The sequence below is a fragment of the Cryobacterium mannosilyticum genome, assembly GCF_004402705.1.
Classification (GTDB): Bacteria; Actinomycetota; Actinomycetes; order Actinomycetales; family Microbacteriaceae; genus Cryobacterium; species Cryobacterium mannosilyticum.
On record NZ_SOFM01000003.1, the window covers coordinates 18,867 to 33,311 of the forward strand.

At 68.5% G+C, this 14,445-nt stretch carries 14 protein-coding genes and 1 tRNA gene; 5 read left to right on the forward strand and 10 right to left on the reverse strand.

Annotated features, from left to right (window positions below):
- Nucleotides 1-59: 59 nt before the first annotated feature.
- From E3O32_RS00435 to E3O32_RS00465, 7 genes are all read right to left on the reverse strand, one after another.
- Nucleotides 60-755, reverse strand: a complete 696-nt coding sequence (locus tag E3O32_RS00435; protein WP_134505912.1) for an FHA domain-containing protein — start codon at nt 753-755, stop codon at nt 60-62.
- Nucleotides 752-2,458, reverse strand: a complete 1,707-nt coding sequence (locus E3O32_RS00440; protein ID WP_134505914.1) for a serine/threonine-protein kinase — start codon at nt 2,456-2,458, stop codon at nt 752-754. The genes E3O32_RS00435 and E3O32_RS00440 overlap by 4 nt, the downstream gene beginning before the upstream one ends.
- Complete coding sequence (locus tag E3O32_RS00445; RefSeq protein WP_134505916.1) at nt 2,458-3,687, reverse strand: FHA domain-containing protein; 1,230 nt, start codon at nt 3,685-3,687, stop codon at nt 2,458-2,460. The genes E3O32_RS00440 and E3O32_RS00445 overlap by 1 nt, the downstream gene beginning before the upstream one ends.
- 6 nt (nt 3,688-3,693) lie before the next feature.
- Nucleotides 3,694-4,587, reverse strand: coding sequence for a PP2C family protein-serine/threonine phosphatase (locus tag E3O32_RS00450; RefSeq protein ID WP_241974422.1), 894 nt, complete (start codon nt 4,585-4,587; stop codon nt 3,694-3,696).
- A gap of 122 nt (nt 4,588-4,709) precedes the next feature.
- On the reverse strand, nt 4,710-5,735 hold the full coding sequence (locus tag E3O32_RS00455; RefSeq protein WP_134505918.1) for a TerC family protein: 1,026 nt from the start codon (nt 5,733-5,735) through the stop codon (nt 4,710-4,712).
- A gap of 361 nt (nt 5,736-6,096) precedes the next feature.
- A complete protein-coding gene (locus E3O32_RS00460; protein ID WP_134505920.1) occupies nt 6,097-6,762 on the reverse strand; it encodes a TetR/AcrR family transcriptional regulator in 666 nt (221 codons plus the stop codon).
- Nucleotides 6,759-8,003 carry a nitroreductase family protein gene (locus E3O32_RS00465; protein WP_134505922.1) on the reverse strand — a complete coding sequence of 415 codons (1,245 nt, stop codon included), beginning with the start codon at nt 8,001-8,003 and terminating at the stop codon, nt 6,759-6,761. Before E3O32_RS00465 ends, E3O32_RS00460 begins: the two co-directional genes overlap by 4 nt.
- Nucleotides 8,004-8,134: 131 nt before the next feature.
- On the opposite strand from E3O32_RS00465, the gene E3O32_RS00470 reads away from it, so the two are divergent.
- On the forward strand, nt 8,135-8,320 hold the full coding sequence (locus tag E3O32_RS00470; protein WP_134505924.1) for a hypothetical protein: 186 nt from the start codon (nt 8,135-8,137) through the stop codon (nt 8,318-8,320).
- Nucleotides 8,321-8,375: 55 nt separating this feature from the next.
- On the opposite strand, the gene E3O32_RS00475 is transcribed toward E3O32_RS00470, so the two are convergent.
- Both E3O32_RS00475 and E3O32_RS00480 read right to left on the reverse strand, forming a co-directional pair.
- Nucleotides 8,376-8,448: transfer RNA gene (locus E3O32_RS00475), tRNA-Glu, on the reverse strand.
- 57 nt (nt 8,449-8,505) lie between these two features.
- Complete coding sequence (locus tag E3O32_RS00480; RefSeq protein ID WP_134505926.1) at nt 8,506-9,408, reverse strand: diacylglycerol kinase family protein; 903 nt, start codon at nt 9,406-9,408, stop codon at nt 8,506-8,508.
- A gap of 105 nt (nt 9,409-9,513) precedes the next feature.
- On the opposite strand from E3O32_RS00480, the gene E3O32_RS00485 reads away from it, so the two are divergent.
- From E3O32_RS00485 to E3O32_RS00500, 4 genes are all read left to right on the forward strand, one after another.
- Nucleotides 9,514-10,152, forward strand: a complete 639-nt coding sequence (locus tag E3O32_RS00485; protein WP_134505928.1) for an MBL fold metallo-hydrolase — start codon at nt 9,514-9,516, stop codon at nt 10,150-10,152.
- A gap of 130 nt (nt 10,153-10,282) precedes the next feature.
- Nucleotides 10,283-11,017: an ABC transporter ATP-binding protein gene (locus E3O32_RS00490; protein WP_134505930.1), complete on the forward strand. Its 735-nt coding sequence runs from the start codon at nt 10,283-10,285 to the stop codon at nt 11,015-11,017.
- Nucleotides 11,014-12,315, forward strand: coding sequence for an ABC transporter permease (locus E3O32_RS00495; protein WP_134505932.1), 1,302 nt, complete (start codon nt 11,014-11,016; stop codon nt 12,313-12,315). Before E3O32_RS00490 ends, E3O32_RS00495 begins: the two co-directional genes overlap by 4 nt.
- Nucleotides 12,316-12,323: 8 nt before the next feature.
- Nucleotides 12,324-12,989 (forward strand): TetR/AcrR family transcriptional regulator, encoded by a 666-nt coding sequence (locus E3O32_RS00500; RefSeq protein ID WP_134505934.1) that lies wholly within the window; start codon nt 12,324-12,326, stop codon nt 12,987-12,989.
- Here E3O32_RS00500 and ald read toward each other — a convergent pair.
- The gene (gene ald, locus E3O32_RS00505; RefSeq protein ID WP_134505936.1) at nt 12,979-14,097 is read right to left on the reverse strand and encodes an alanine dehydrogenase; all 1,119 of its coding nucleotides are present in this window, start codon (nt 14,095-14,097) and stop codon (nt 12,979-12,981) included. The two genes, E3O32_RS00500 and ald, sit on opposite strands and share 11 nt — an antisense overlap.
- Nucleotides 14,098-14,445: the final 348 nt, after the last annotated feature.

Genomic DNA, 14,445 nt, shown 5'->3' on the forward strand with positions numbered 1-14,445 from the left:
ATCCCTCCGCGCCGTTCCCACCCCGAAACGACCTGCCCCGGACCATCCCGGTCACAAAGCTAACACGCGGGCGGGGCATCGAGCAGGGCCAGGTCGTCGGCGCTGACCAGGCGGATGGCGACGGCGTATTCGACCAGGCGGCCTCGCCGGTTCGTGGCGAGTTTGCCGCGTTCGCCGCGGAGTCCGTCGACGCCGAGCTTGTCGAGCTTCTCGCAGACGTTGTCGAGCTTGCGGTTGAACGTGGTCATGGTCCAGCCGAGCCGGGCGGCGGCGTCCGCCGAGCTGGGGATGGCTCCGCGCCCGGGGACGGTCTGGCGGAGCACGCCTTCGGCGAGGGCGACGACGAGCAGCCGCTGGCTGCTCGTCAGGGTCACCGGCAGGATGGTGGTCGTGCCTGCGTCGCTGGACGCCGAGACGGAGGTGTTGAAGTAGTCCTCCTCGGCGTGAATCGTGAAGTCGTAGGTCGTCGACCCCGCACTGAACATCACGTGCATCGTCTGGAAGACGATCGGCAGCTTGGCTCCGGGAGCCAGCCAGGCCTGCACTGTGCCGGTGGTGTCGGACACAGTGGCGGACAGGAGGGTGCCCACGTTGCAGAGCCACCACATCCCGAATTCCTCCGACAGGCGCAGGAAGGTTCGGTGGAGGTAGGGGTTGTCGTCGATGGTCAGGTCGGATTCCCGGCCGATCGAGAAGTCGCGGCCGGGCTGGGTCGTGTGCCACTCTCCGCAGTACTCGATCCTGAGGGGCTTCATCGGCTGCAGACTCGGTTCGCCTCGGACAGCTTGCCGTCCTGGCGTTGCAGGTAGAGGTCGACGCAGACCTTCGCCCCGGGTGTGACGCCGTCGACGGCGATGTCGCCCGTCGTGCTGAGTTTCGGCTGGGTGGGTTCGTCGGCGCGGGCCCACCGGAACACGTCGCCCTTCTTCGGGTCGGAATTGCTCACCGTGAAGGTCACGACGGTGCCGTCGACGGACGTGGCCGTGCCCTCGAGCTTGGGCGAGGGCACCCCGGCCACGAGATTGGCGTCCCCGACCTCGCCGCTGGTCGCGCGCGGCGTCGGGGCGAGGTCGGGCGACTGGCTTCCGGCGACCGACACCGCGGCCACGATCGCGCCCACGAGCACGACGCCGGCCGCGACCGAGATCGCCGGCACCAGGGCGCGGCGACGCGCCTGTCGGGGCGGCGGTGCGGCATCCTGCTCGGGAGTCGCGAGGACGCGCCGGGGCCGCAGGACGGTCTCGGTTCCGCTTCCGCCTCCGCGAAGCGCTGTGCCCTCCGGGGCCGCCCCGGCCGGATCCGCCAGAGCAGCGTCGGCGTTCGCCGCGGTTCCGCGGGGGTCGATGACCACGGCGCCGCGCACCCGTGTCTCGTCGGTCTCGGCCGGTGCTGACGGGGTCGGCATTTGGGCCCGGTGGATGGCCGGCTGGGCCGCGATCGTGGTGACCGAGCGGGCACGTGTTTCGTTCTCGTCGGTGGGGGCTGCCCGTTCGTCCGGCCCGGACTGAGGCAGACGCGGCACCTCGATGCCTGTTGCGGCATAGCCGAGCTCCAGTTCGATCCGTTGCAGGGCCCGGGCGAAGTCGAGGGCCGTCGCATAACGGTTGGCGGGGCTGGTTGCCATCCCCTTCGCCAGCACAGCCGTCAGCGACCTGGGCACATCGTCCCGGCCGATCGGGGTGATCGCCCCGCGCTCGATCCGGCCGATCAGGTCGAGGGTGCCGTTGGAACGCCCACGGATCTCGAACGGCGTCTGGCCGGCCAGCAGGGTGTGGATCGTCGCGGCCAGGGAGAACACGTCGCTGCGCACATCCGGCTTCGGGTCGTCCTCGAACATCTCCGCCGGCGACCAGGGCACGCTCATCCCGACCGACTGGCCGTCGCTCGTGCCGGTGACCTCGCGGGCCGCGCCCGTGCCGCCGGAGCCGGCGGGAAACGGGCCGCTCTGGGTCTGCACGGGGAGGTCGTCCTCGAGGCTGGAGGAGATGCCGAAGTCGGTGAGAGCCGGCCAGCCGAAGTCGTTGGTGAGCACGTTGGCCGGTTTGATGTCCCGGTGCAGGATTCCGGCGCCATGGGCCGTCGCCACCGCACCGGCAAGCCGCACGCCCGTGCGCAGCGCGTCTTCGACGGTGAAACGCTCGCGCTTGTACCGTTCGGCCAGGCTCGGCCCTGAGCAGTGCTCCATCACGAAGTAGGGCCTGCCGTCCCCGGCGACCCCGGCGTGGTAGATGGTGACGATGTACGGATGCGTCGACAGTTGCGCCATCAGGTTCGCCTCATCGACGAACCGGGCCCTGGTCGCCGGGCCCAGCTGCTCGGTCAGGAGGACCTTGACGGCCACCCGGCGCCGCGGCAGCCGTTGCTGGTAGAGGAAGACGTCCGAGAACCCGCCGGAGCCCAGCGTGCTGATGAAGTCGTAGCCGGGCAGCTCGGGTGGCATCGACGTGGCGCGGCGCATCAGACCACGCCCCCGTCCTGGCCGACGCTGAGCGTCACGCCGCCGCCGAGGTCGACGACGGTGCCGACGATGACCGAGGTCGACTCTCCGCCGCGCAGCTTCTGGGGGGGCTTGCCCGGCAACACGATGACGGTGCCGTTCCGGGAGTGGAGGTCGGTGACGACGACGGTGTCGCCCTCCACGGTGATCCGCACGTGGTTGCGGGAGATGTCCTGGTCGGCCCCGCCGAGGCTGACCAGCCGCGGGATCTGGCCGCCGGAGACCTTGTTCACTCCCGGCGCCCGGCCGACCACGATCGGCTGGCCCAGCGGCTCGCGAACACCGTTCGGGAGGAGCAGGTACAGGGCAGGCTGCGCAGCCGCGGCGGCGGCTTCCGGCGCGGGCCGGGCACGTCGCCGGGAGTCCCGGAGTGTGCGGATGTCCCCGCTCATCACGGTGAGGCCGTCGTGCCTGGCGGGGTCAACGGCATCCGCGCCGGCGTCGTCGTCGTCGTCCGCGGGGCGAACCGCGGCCTGCTCGACCCCGCGCATCATGGTGGCGCCGAAGAGGTGGTCGTAGCCCTGCGCCGCGGAGGGCTCGACCGCATCCGCTGCCGGCGTCGGCGCCGGTGCCGGGCGAACGCCGCCGCTCCGGACGATGGCGACCGTCTGGTCGGTGATCGTCTGGTCGGTATTCGTCTGGTCGGTGATCGTCTGGTCAGTGATCGTTTCCTCGGCGATGCTCTCGGCGACCGGGACCGGCGCGGCCGTCGACGCCGGCAGCGACGACAGCGAGATCCGCCGCACACGCACGACGCCGGACGACAGCGGCAGCGCCGGCAGCGACGACCGCGGACCACCGCGCTCCCCGCACTCCCCGCACTCCCCGCACTCCATCGTGATCTCCGTCATGCCGGAGAAGGGCTGTTCACGCCAGGTGGACACGCCAAGGCCGGAGAGCTCGGCGTCCCCGTTCTCCCCGGTCAGGCGCAGCGACACGTCGCCGCGCAGGATCGCCCGGCCCGTGAAGCCTGGCCCGGCGGCGGTGTCCCAGGTCAGCAGGACGAACGGCGGCGTGGCGAACAGGCCGGCCGACGTCAGTCCGTCGAGAATACCCTGCGCCCCGCCGTCCAGGCTCGACCAGAGCCGGTCGACGGAGTCGCGGGAACCGTCCGTCCGCACGACGAGGAGGCAGCCGGGCCGTGTTGCGGCCAGCCACTCCCCCGACTCATCGCTGCAATACGAGAGCATTGATCCTCACCCCTGGCTTCGCGGCCTCGTGTCCTCGTGATGTTCCCCTGCCCCGGGCATCCGATCCTGCGTGTTCTCGTCGTCCGGGTGCTGCGCCCCCGTTTCCGGGTCGCCCAGCACCGATTCGACATATACGACCGTAACGTTATCGTGGCCCCCGTGGGCCAGTGCGGCGTCGACGAGCACCTCGGCGATGGACCTCCCGGCGTCGGACGTCTCGTCGTGGGCCGCCAGCAGCCTGGCGATCTCGGCGTTGCCCAGTTCCTTGGTGAGGCCGTCGGAGCAGACCAGGAACGAGTGGCGGCCGGACGCGGGCAACAGCCACACGTCGGCGTCGACGAATTCGTCCGCTCCGATGGCTCTCGTGATCACGTTGCGCTCCGGATGCTGTTCCGCGGACTCGGCGGTGATCAGCCCGGCGTCCACCATCTCCTGCACGGCCGAGTGGTCGACGCTGAGCTGGGCCAGCGTGCGGCCGTCCCAGGTGTAGACCCGCGAATCGCCGATGTTGAAGGCCATCCAGTGGAACCCGACGTCGTCGCCGGCATCCACGAACGCCACCCCGGCCAGGGTCGTGCCGGACACCGCGGTGCCGAAGTCGTCGACGGCGCTGAGGTCGCGCACGGCATCGTTCGACGAGTGGATGGCGTCGAGGATGCGTTCCGGCGTCGAGGGCGCCCCACGTTCGATGTGCTCGTCGAACACCCGGGCGACGGTCTGGCTGGCGACGTCGCCGTGTGCGTGGCCGCCCATCCCGTCGGCGACGAGGAAGACCGGAGCCTGCGCCATGAAGCTGTCCTCGTTGATCTTGCGTTCGCGTCCAACGTCGCTGTGGGCGCTGAACGAGAACCGCACCCGGGTGGAGGGCAGCTTCATGTCGATCTCGCCAGGTTGGGACACGGCACTCCAGTGTTCGGTTCTTCGCGTCGATGAGCCGCGGACGCGCCACCGACGGCGACGAGCTTCCACCGTACCAATTCCGCGGGGTTCGCCGGGCAGCGGCCTCGTCGCCGCGGGGCCGGCTACTCCTCGACGAGCTGCGGGAGCTCCTCGGCGAGGGTGTGGCCCCGCTTCCTGGCGTCACTGGAGGCCTTGATCACGCTGGCCACGGTGGCGACGGCCATCGACACGACGATCACGCCGAGCGACGTCCAGGTGTCGATCTCCGGCGCCCAGGCAACCCCGTCGCCGCCGTTGATGAACGCGACCTCATTGGTGTGCAGGGCATGCAGGACGAGCTTGACCCCGATGAAGAAGAGGATGAACGCGATCCCGTACTTGAGGTATTCCAGCCGCTCGAGCAGCCCGCCGAGCAGGAAGTAGAGCTGGCGCAGCCCCATCAGCGCGAACACGTTCGCGGTGAACACGATGAACGGGCTGGTCGTGATGCCGAAGATCGCCGGGATCGAGTCGAGCGCGAAGACCAGGTCCGTCGTGCCGATCGCGAGGAGCACGATCAGCATCGGGGTGAAGATCTTGCGCCCGTCGACCACGGTGCGCAGCTTGGAGCCGTTGAAATCCGGGGAGATCCGCATCCGCTTGCGCAGCAGGCGAATCAGGCCGTTTTCGGCCTCGTCCTCCTCCGGGTCCTTCGCCACCGCCTGGTGCACGGCGGTGTAGAGCAGGAAGGCGCCGAAGATGTAGAAGATCCAGCTGAAGTTCTCGATCAGCTGCGCGCCGAGCAGGATGAAAATGCCGCGCAGCACGAGCGCGATGATGATGCCCACCATCAGCACCTCCTGCTGGTACTTCCTGGGCACCTGGAACCTGGCCATGATGATCACGAAGACGAACAGGTTGTCAATGCTCAGGCTGTACTCGGTCAGCCAGCCGGCCAGGAACTGGCCCGCATGCTCGGCGTCGGCCAGCACGAGCATGAGCAGGGCGAAGACGAGCGCGAGCGCCACGTAGAACACCACCCAGAGGGTCGCCTCCCGCATCGACGGCACGTGCGGCCGCTTGTAGACGATCAGCAGGTCGGCGACCAGGATCAGCGTGAGGATGACGAGGGCGCCGATTTCAAACCAGAGCGGGAGAGCAAGATCCATGCGGGGGGAAAGCCTTTCACTGACGGGATGCTGAGAGCAGCACGAAACCCGAAAGTCTCTCCCGCACCTGTCGGTACCACCGTGCCCGGGGCCGCGATGCTGAGGCCCGTGTTGACGATCACGGCATAGGGCGAAGAATTCTCAGCCCAGAGGGATACTCCCTTTCACTCGGTGAAGTCTACCGGCACGCTCACCCCGGCCGGGGACGCATCCCTGCCCGCGGAGCACAAATAACTCCCCCGGCGAACCAGAGGAGCGAACTGGCGCTCGTCCCCGGATTGACGGTCGAGTTGCTGCCGATGACACTCTGATCTGCTCTCCAACTCACGATGCGCAGGCGCTCGTTCATCGTCTCCGGTAGTCATGCGCTGCGCCCGGAGGGTACAGGAGGAACACTGAGATACGGGGTGAGGACGGCGCGCAGGTAGCGCGTTCCGCCCTCGGAGTCCGGGTCGCGGTTGCGGGCAGGAATTCCGGTGGGGGCATCGGCGTCGAGCTCGTCAAAGGCGAACCAGGATTCGGCGAGAATCCAGAGCGCCCTCACGAGGTCGTCGAGCTCAGGATCGCTGAGGGGGCGGATGTCGCCATGATCACGCCAGCCACGCGCGAGGTCGGTGAACGTGACGAGCCGACGCGCGCGCACGAGCCGGTATTGCTCCGCGAGCACGGGATCTGCGTGCAGGAGACCGAAGAGGTCGCGGGCCAGGAACGCGTACTGCCGCGTCAGCGTGGCACCCCTGCCGAGGCGGTCGAGCACCTGCTCCGGGCTGGGCCGCCCCGGGCCGCCGCCCTCGAGCACCCCCCAGAGAGCCTCATAGGCCGCGACCAGCTGCGCGTGCAGCTCGCGCACGATCTCCTCTTTCCCGCTGAACCAGTAATACAGGTTGCCTGCGCTGATGCCGGCCGCCGCCGCGATCGCGTTCGTGGTGACGGCGGCCGGGCCGCGTTCGTTGAAGAGGGTGAGCGCCGTCTGGAGGATGCCGGCCACGGTCTCCCTCGCCGTCGCTGTTGTGGGGATGCGGTTCACGAGAGCACGACCTCCAGCGCGGGACGACGCGGACTCGGCAGCGCCGTCGTGGTCGGGTACCCGATCCGGAAGGTCATGATCGCGTGGCGACCGGCGGGCAACAGAGCCGCGAAAGCGGGGCCGAAGTCCGGCGCCAGGCCCGCAGAGCGCTCCCTGTCGATCCGTTCCGGAATTTGGCAGAGCGGCTGGGCGCTGACCCCGTCGACCGTCATGGCCAGATGCAGGCGCTGCCACAGCCGACCGGCGTCGAGGCGTTGCCCGGTGTCGAGAGGGTCGCGCACGACGATGGCGCCGAAGGCCGAGGCGGTCGGAACCTGGCTGTCGCGGGTGCCGGCAAGCCAGCCCGCGTTGTTCTGGGCAGTTGAGACGGGCATGATCTTCGAAATGGCTCTGATGAACTCGGACTGCCCGGACGGGTCAATCGTGATGCCATCCTTATGCGCCTGGATCTCGTGCCAGTCGGTGCGGTACCAGGCGGCGTCATCCGCCACCTGTTCCGGGTCCGCGATAATCGCCTCCGTTGCGCGGATGGTCAGGGCGCCGAACGCGTCCTTCTCCGCCGGGGTCGAGAACCAGACAAGTTCGGTGTCCGTGGTGTCGACGAGGCCACTGAGCCTGGCCAGCTCCGCCGCTCCGACGCGCCGTGACGCGTCGTAACCGTTGCGGTCGGTATGTCTGGACGTGATGGCGGCGAACAGAGGCGAGACGGATGCCCCCACTTGCTGAAGGTCGATCCGTGCGACGTGCGTGGGATCCGCGGGGTCCGGCAGCAGCGCAACGGTGGCCACCTTGCCGTTCGCGGGGGCCGCGACGACGATGTTCTCGATGGCGCACCCGAGTGAAACATCCAGTTCGCGGAACAGTGGGTCCATGGCGCCTAGGTTCCTGGTCGTGTCCGCGAAGACGTCGATCCGGTTGTCCGACACCCGGAACTGCCAGGGCTGGGCGTTGTGCGCGTTCGCCGCGAGGACGGCGGCCCGCACTAGGCCGAGGGCGTCGTGCGTCTCGGGGCCCGCCTCCCCCCACGCCGCGAAGGCCTCGCCAGTGCCGCTCGCCAGCACGCCGCCGTCGACCGCGCGCCACGTCAATCCAGCGGCACCGACGAACAGGAGGGACCCCGCACCGATTCCCGCAACCTTGAGAAACGAACGCCTGGTCGACGCCCGCCCCTTCTTCTTGTGCGCATCCGTGCGCCCTCCGTTGCCGTGCAGGGCCGTTTCAGCCTTCATCTCAGGGGTCATACGCTAATTAGAGTCTTTACTCTAATCAATGTCAAACCCGAGCGTGGATGGCGAAGCCAGAGCCGCAGAGGAGCTCAGGCGAGCACGGTGAGCCTCCCTACCTTGATGTGCAGGCGCCATTGGGCGCGCGAATGGCGTTGGCAACCACGGTCAGGGTGAATCCCGTGCCCGCCAGAGCCCTTCGAGAAGGACATGATGATGTCGTCCCTGGCTTCCTCGTCAAGACTGCCGGCCGGCTCGTCGACCAGAACCGTCAATTCTTCGACTGGGCCTTGGGTAAGTTCACTGAATTCGGCTATGTCTCGGTTCGGTTTTGAGGAGCTTAACGAGAGAAGCCCGGTTCCCTTTGTTTTCAAGGGAACCGGGCAGTTGTGACCCCAGCGGGATTCGAACCCGCGTTACCGCCGTGAGAGGGCGATGTCCTAGGCCGCTAAACGATGGGGCCGTTTTTGCAACTTTCAGAGTATGCCACATGGAACGGGCCGAGGCCAAACCGAGCGGCTCAGGCGTGCACGAGCAGGGCGCCGGGCACGACGTCGAGTTGCACGGGGAGACGACCGATCCGCTCGCCGTCCCCGTAGGCGACCACGTTGTCCGCATCGATCCATACGCTTCGGCAGCGGTTGAGTTCGACCTGGGGCAACCCGGTATGCGTTCCGGAGAATACTTTCGGGAACACCCGAAGCAGGCCCAGCCGCGACAGCGGCGTGACGATGAACAGGTCGAGCAGTCCGTCGTCGAGCAGTGCGCCGGGGGCGATTCGCATGCCACCGCCGATCGAGCTGTTGTTCGCCACCGAGATCAGCATGGCCCGGACGGTGCGTTCCGCGCCGTCAACACTCAGCCGGTAGGACAGCGGACGGAAGGTCGCCAGCACGAGCAGCATCGCGAGCGTGTACCGGCTCTTGCCGCGCGGGCGCCGCATCCGGTTGGCCCGGTCGTTGACCACGGCGTCGAAGCCGGCCGAGACGACGCCGGCGCACCAGCTGGTGCGACCTTCGGCCTGCACCCGGATCGCGTCGATCGCCCGCGGCGGGTGGGCGATCGCGTCGAGGAGGTGACGGATGGCGGCCTCCGTGTCGTCGAGCGGGATGCCCAGCCCACGAGCGAGGTCGTTGCCCGTGCCGGTCGGCACGATCGCCAGGCCGATCGGCGTCCCGGCGACCAGGTTCGTGGCCAGGCTCACCATCCCGTCGCCGCCGACCACGACGAGGACGTCCACCCCGGGCACGAGTTCGGCTGTCACCTCGGTGCGGAGCAGGTCGAAATTGACTTCACTGCGTGCGGTGACGGTGTGGCCGGCCGCGACCAGGGCTGCTTCAACCCGGGGGCCGACGTCTGCACGGCGGCCGAAGGAGGCGTAGGCGTTGACGGCGACGATGATGCGCAGGGCAGGAGCGGGCATGGTGCCAGCGTAGGGGGACGACACCGTCACACCCGGCTCCCGGCCCCGCTGGACCCGCCGTGTCCTGGCTTGCACGGCGTCTCGAATGGGTATTAGCTCGGGAGCATGAAGCTGACCAAACTGGAGCACGCCGCCCTGATCGTCGACGTGGCCGGCCGGAAGCTGTACATCGACCCCGGTTCGTTCACCACGGCCCTGACCGACACGGCCAACACGGATGCCGTCGTGATCACCCACGAGCACCCTGACCACTGGACGCCCGAGCAGCTCGACCGCATCCTGGAGTTCAACCCCGACGTCAGGATCTTCGGTCCCGCCGGGGTCGCAGCGGCAGCTGCAGGCTACCCGGTCACGGTCGTCGCGGCCGGCGACGAGGTCGAGGTCGGTCCCTTCCGGTTGCGCTTCTTCGGCCAGAAGCACGCGGTCATCCACGAGTCGATCCCGGTGATCGACAACGTCGGGGTGCTGGTCAACGACGAGCTCTACTATGCCGGCGACGCGTTCACCATCCCGTCCGGGGTCGACGTGCGCACCCTGGCCGTCCCGGCGAACGCGCCCTGGCTCAAGATCAGCGAAGTCATCGACTACGTGCTCGCGCTCAAGCCCAGGCGCAGCTTCCCCACCCACGAGATGCTGCTCTCCCGCGCCGGCAAGGAACTCTCGAACACCCGGATCCGCTCCGCCACCGAGCAGAACGGTGGCGAGTTCTTCCCCCTCGAGCCGGACGAGTCCCTCGACCTCTGAGCATCCGTCGTCCGGGCACGGAGCGAACTGCCGGGGCGTGCACAGCCCGCTCCCAGACGGTTCGTCCTGCGTGCAGCTACTGTAATTTTATTGTCTCTGCACAACCCTCTCGACGAAGGATCCCCGCATCATGAGCGTTCCCGTGCTTTCGGCCCAGAACATAGGCAAGTCCTATGGGAGCGGCGCGAACCGTTTCGACGCGCTCAAGGGGGTGTCCCTGGACATCCAGGCCGGTGAATCCGTCGCCATCGTCGGCAAGAGCGGATCGGGCAAGTCCACCCTGATGCACCTGCTCGCGCTGCTCGACGACCCGGACAGCGGCAGCCTCCTGGTCGAGGGCACCGACGCCCGAAAGCTCAAGGGCAAGGAGGTGAACCGGCTGCGCAACCAGGACTTCGGTTTCGTCTTCCAGCAGTTCTTCCTCACCGCCAACGCGACGGTGCTCGACAACGTCGTGCTGCCGCTGAAGATCGCCGGGGTGCCGCCCCGGGAGCGCAAAGCCCGCGGCATGGCCGCGCTCGAACAGCTCGAACTCGCCGACAAGGCGAAGAACAAGGCGATCAACCTCTCCGGCGGGCAGAAGCAGCGGGCCGTCATCGCCCGTGCCCTCGTCAACAACCCGAAGGTGATCTTCGCGGACGAACCGACGGGAAACCTCGACACGGCGACGGGGACCGTGGTCGAGGACATCCTCTTCGCCCTCAACAAGGACAAGGGCATCACGCTCATCATCGTCACTCACGACATCGAACTCGCCGCGCGTTGCGATCGCCAGATCTTCATCCGCGACGGCCTCGAGGACACCACCGAATCCGGAGCCCCGCGCAAGAGGCACGCCGGAGCACACGCAGGAGCACACGCATGAAGTTCATCGACATCGTCAAGACCGCGATCGCGAACAGCTTCCGCAGCAAACTCCGCACCGGCCTGACCGTGATCGCGATCTTCATCGGCGCGTTCACCCTCACCATCACCAGCGGCATCGGAACCGGCGTCACCAGCTACATCGACACCCAGGTCTCCGCGATCGGCGCGGCGGACGTGCTGACGGTCTCCAAGGCGGCCGACTCCACCTCGTCCACCACCGACGGCCCGGCGGCCTACGACCCGAGCAAGGCGACCACCGTGAGCCTCGGCAACGGATCAAGACCGGGAACGACCATCCAGGCGCTCACCGCCAGGGACCTCACCAAGATTGAGAAGACCTCGGGCATCCTGGGCGTCGACCCCTCGGTTCGGGTGACCCCCGACTACATCGAGTACGACGGCAAGGGCAAGTTCGAGATCATCGTCAACGCCACGGCCACGCTCACCAAGGCCGACCTGGCCGCCGGAAGCCAGCTCAGTAATGCGAGCACGGCCGATCAGATCCTCCTTCCGACGACGTACCTGAAGAACCTCGGCTTCCCGAGCGCCAAGGCGGCCGTCGGCCGCACGGTCTCGATCGGGATCACCGACTACACGGGCGCTCAGCAGACGGTCAAGGCCACGGTCGTGGGGGTGCAGAACGAGACGATCCTCGGCGTCGGCGCCGGCCTCAACCAGACCCTGACCGACACCCTGCACGCCGTCGAGGTGACCGGGGCTCCGGCGGGCGCCACCGACAGTTATGCGACGGCCACCGCGCATTTCGATGTCACGAGCACCCCGGCCGAGATCACCGCCATCAAGGACGACCTCACGAAACAGGGCTACGCGTCGCAGACCGTCGCCGACCAGATCGGCTCCTTCCAGACCGTGATCAACGTCATCATCGGCGTGCTCAACGCGTTCGCCGTGATCGCGCTCATCGCGGCCGGTTTCGGCATCATCAACACCCTGCTGATGAGCGTGCAGGAGCGCACCCGTGAGATCGGCCTGATGAAGGCCATGGGCATGAACGGCGGTCGCGTCTACACCCTGTTCAGCACCGAAGCCGTCTTCATCGGCTTCCTCGGCAGCGCCCTCGGCGCCCTGGCCGCGGTCGGTGTCGGCTCGCTGGTCAGCAACATCCTCGCCGACGGCGTGTTCTCCGCCCTTCCCGGCCTGCAGGTCGTGCAATTCGCCCCGAGCTCCATCGCCATCATCATCGGCGTCGTCATGCTGATCGCGTTCCTGGCCGGCACGCTCCCAGCGCGCGCCGCCGCCAGGCAGAACCCGATCGACGCCCTGCGGTACGAGTAGCGGGCCCCATGACGAGCAAGCCGGCCGTCGACGACGGGCTGCGCGCCCGCAAGCGCGCAGCCACCCAGGCCGGACTGGAGCAGGCGGCCCTGGCGCTGGCACTCGAGCACGGCTACGAGAACGTCACGGTCGACATGATCTGCGACGCGGGCATGGTCTCGCAGCGCACGTTCTTCAACTACTTCGGCACGAAGGAGGGTGCCTTCCTGGGCACCCCTCCCCCGATGCCGGCGGATGCCGAGCTCGCCCGTTTCGTGCAGGGCGTCGGCGCCGATGTCCTCGGTGATCTCGTCGGGCTGATCACGGCCGCTCTCGTCGACCAGGAGCCGGACCCCGGCATCCTCCGGTCACGGCGGATGCTGATCGAACGCACCCCCGAGCTGCTGGGCCGGGAGAACACGCGCATCACCGAGCTCGAGGAGAGCCTCACCCTGCTGGTGCTGGAGCGCTTCCACGCCCAGGACCGCAGCGAGGAGTCCACCCCGGGCCTCGAGGACGAGGCCCGGATGGCGGTCACCCTGGCCGGTAGCGTGATGCGTTTCTCGATGCAGAAGTGGTTCACCGGCGGCTTCACGGGCAGTCCGGGCGAGCTTCTCCGGCACTCGATCGCGCTCATGCGCCGGATCGCCGCCGCGGAGAACCCTGCTCCGGAGGGCGCGCGGGTCAGGCCGTGACGAGCTCGCGCCAGTCGGCCAGTTCCAGGCCGTGCGCCTCGGACACCGAACGGTTGGTGACCCTCCCGGCGGCGACGTTCAGGCCCAGGGCGAGCGCCGAATCCCGCTCGCAGGCGACCTTGACGCCGAGGTTGGCCAGGGCCACGCCGTAGCGGAGGGTGACGTTGGTCAGCGCGTAGGTGGACGTGTTCGGCACCGCGCCGGGCATGTTGGCCACGCAGTAGAAGATCGACTCGTGCACCGTGTAGGTGGGGTTCTCGTGCGTGGTCGGGCGGGTGTCGGCGAAGCAGCCGCCCTGGTCGACGGCGATGTCGACCAGCACCGAGCCGGGCTTCATCCGCGCGACCAGCGCATTGGTGACCAGCTTCGGGGCCTTGGCGCCCGGGATCAGGACCGATCCGATCACCAGGTCGGCGTCGATCACGGCCCGCTCGACCTCGTAGGAGTTCGAGGCGACCGTCTTCAGCCGACCCTGGTACTGGCCGTCGAGCTGGCGGAGCCTGTCGATGTTGATGTCGAGGATGGTCACGTCGGCGCCGAGCCCCAGGGCCATCGCGGCGGCGTTCGTTCCGGCGACGCCGGCTCCGAGCACGACGACCTTGGCGGGGCGCACCCCGGGCACGCCGCCGAGCAGCACACCCTTCCCGCCGGCGGGGGCCATCAGCGACTGGGCGCCCACCTGCACGGAGAGCCGGCCGGCGACCTCGCTCATCGGCGCGAGCAGGGGCAGCCCGCGGCCGGGGGTCTGCACGGTCTCGTAGGCGATCGCGGTGACTCCCGCGTCGACCAGCGCCGTGGTCAGCTCGGGCTCAGCGGCCAGGTGGAGGTAGGTGAAGAGAACGAGGCCCTCCCGGAAGCGGTGGTATTCCGCGGCGACGGGTTCCTTGACCTTCATGACCATGTCGGAGCGGGCCCAGAGGGCGTCGGCGGAGTCGACCAGCTCGGCGCCGGCGACGCGGTACTCCTCGTCGCTGATCTGCGAGCCGACTCCGGCACCGGTTTCGACGAGCACCGTGTGGCCGTTGGCCAGGAACTCGTGCACGCCGGAGGCGGTGATGGCGACGCGGTACTCGTTGTTCTTGATTTCCTTGGGTACACCGATGATCATGGCCGACTCCGTTGCTGGTTGGTTCTCGTGAAAGGGTCCGCCGGCGTGCCTCGTGCGACGATGCCGGTGGCGGGGTCAAGACTAGGGCCGCGTTCGCGGCCGGCCCGGGGAGCGGAGCCGGGGCGCGGGGCATCCGCCGGCCGCGACGGAGGGCGAGCGGGGCATCCGGATGCCGTCGGCCGGCCCTCCCCGGCGGCCGTTCCCCGGCGGTTCAGGGGTTTTGCCCTCAGCCGGGTCCGGCCCGCCGGGCCGTCGCGGCACGCGTTGCCGAGGCCGACGGAACGCCGCAGGGGTTTGTCACTCGACAACTGTCGAGTCTCGGCTCGTCAATCGTCGCCGGTTGTCCGA

Bases quoted from the DNA above. Each gene is read 5' to 3' on its own strand.
- E3O32_RS00435 (WP_134505912.1), bottom strand. From the start codon at position 755: ATGAAGCCCCTCAGGATCGAGTACTGCGGAGAGTGGCACACGACCCAG.
- E3O32_RS00440 (WP_134505914.1), bottom strand. From the start codon at position 2,458: ATGCGCCGCGCCACGTCGATGCCACCCGAGCTGCCCGGCTACGACTTC.
- E3O32_RS00445 (WP_134505916.1), bottom strand. From the start codon at position 3,687: ATGCTCTCGTATTGCAGCGATGAGTCGGGGGAGTGGCTGGCCGCAACA.
- E3O32_RS00455 (WP_134505918.1), bottom strand. From the start codon at position 5,735: ATGGATCTTGCTCTCCCGCTCTGGTTTGAAATCGGCGCCCTCGTCATC.
- E3O32_RS00465 (WP_134505922.1), bottom strand. From the start codon at position 8,003: ATGACCCCTGAGATGAAGGCTGAAACGGCCCTGCACGGCAACGGAGGG.
- E3O32_RS00470 (WP_134505924.1), top strand. From the start codon at position 8,135: ATGGCGTTGGCAACCACGGTCAGGGTGAATCCCGTGCCCGCCAGAGCC.
- E3O32_RS00480 (WP_134505926.1), bottom strand. From the start codon at position 9,408: ATGCCCGCTCCTGCCCTGCGCATCATCGTCGCCGTCAACGCCTACGCC.
- E3O32_RS00485 (WP_134505928.1), top strand. From the start codon at position 9,514: ATGAAGCTGACCAAACTGGAGCACGCCGCCCTGATCGTCGACGTGGCC.
- E3O32_RS00490 (WP_134505930.1), top strand. From the start codon at position 10,283: ATGAGCGTTCCCGTGCTTTCGGCCCAGAACATAGGCAAGTCCTATGGG.
- E3O32_RS00495 (WP_134505932.1), top strand. From the start codon at position 11,014: ATGAAGTTCATCGACATCGTCAAGACCGCGATCGCGAACAGCTTCCGC.
- E3O32_RS00500 (WP_134505934.1), top strand. From the start codon at position 12,324: ATGACGAGCAAGCCGGCCGTCGACGACGGGCTGCGCGCCCGCAAGCGC.
- ald (WP_134505936.1), bottom strand. From the start codon at position 14,097: ATGATCATCGGTGTACCCAAGGAAATCAAGAACAACGAGTACCGCGTC.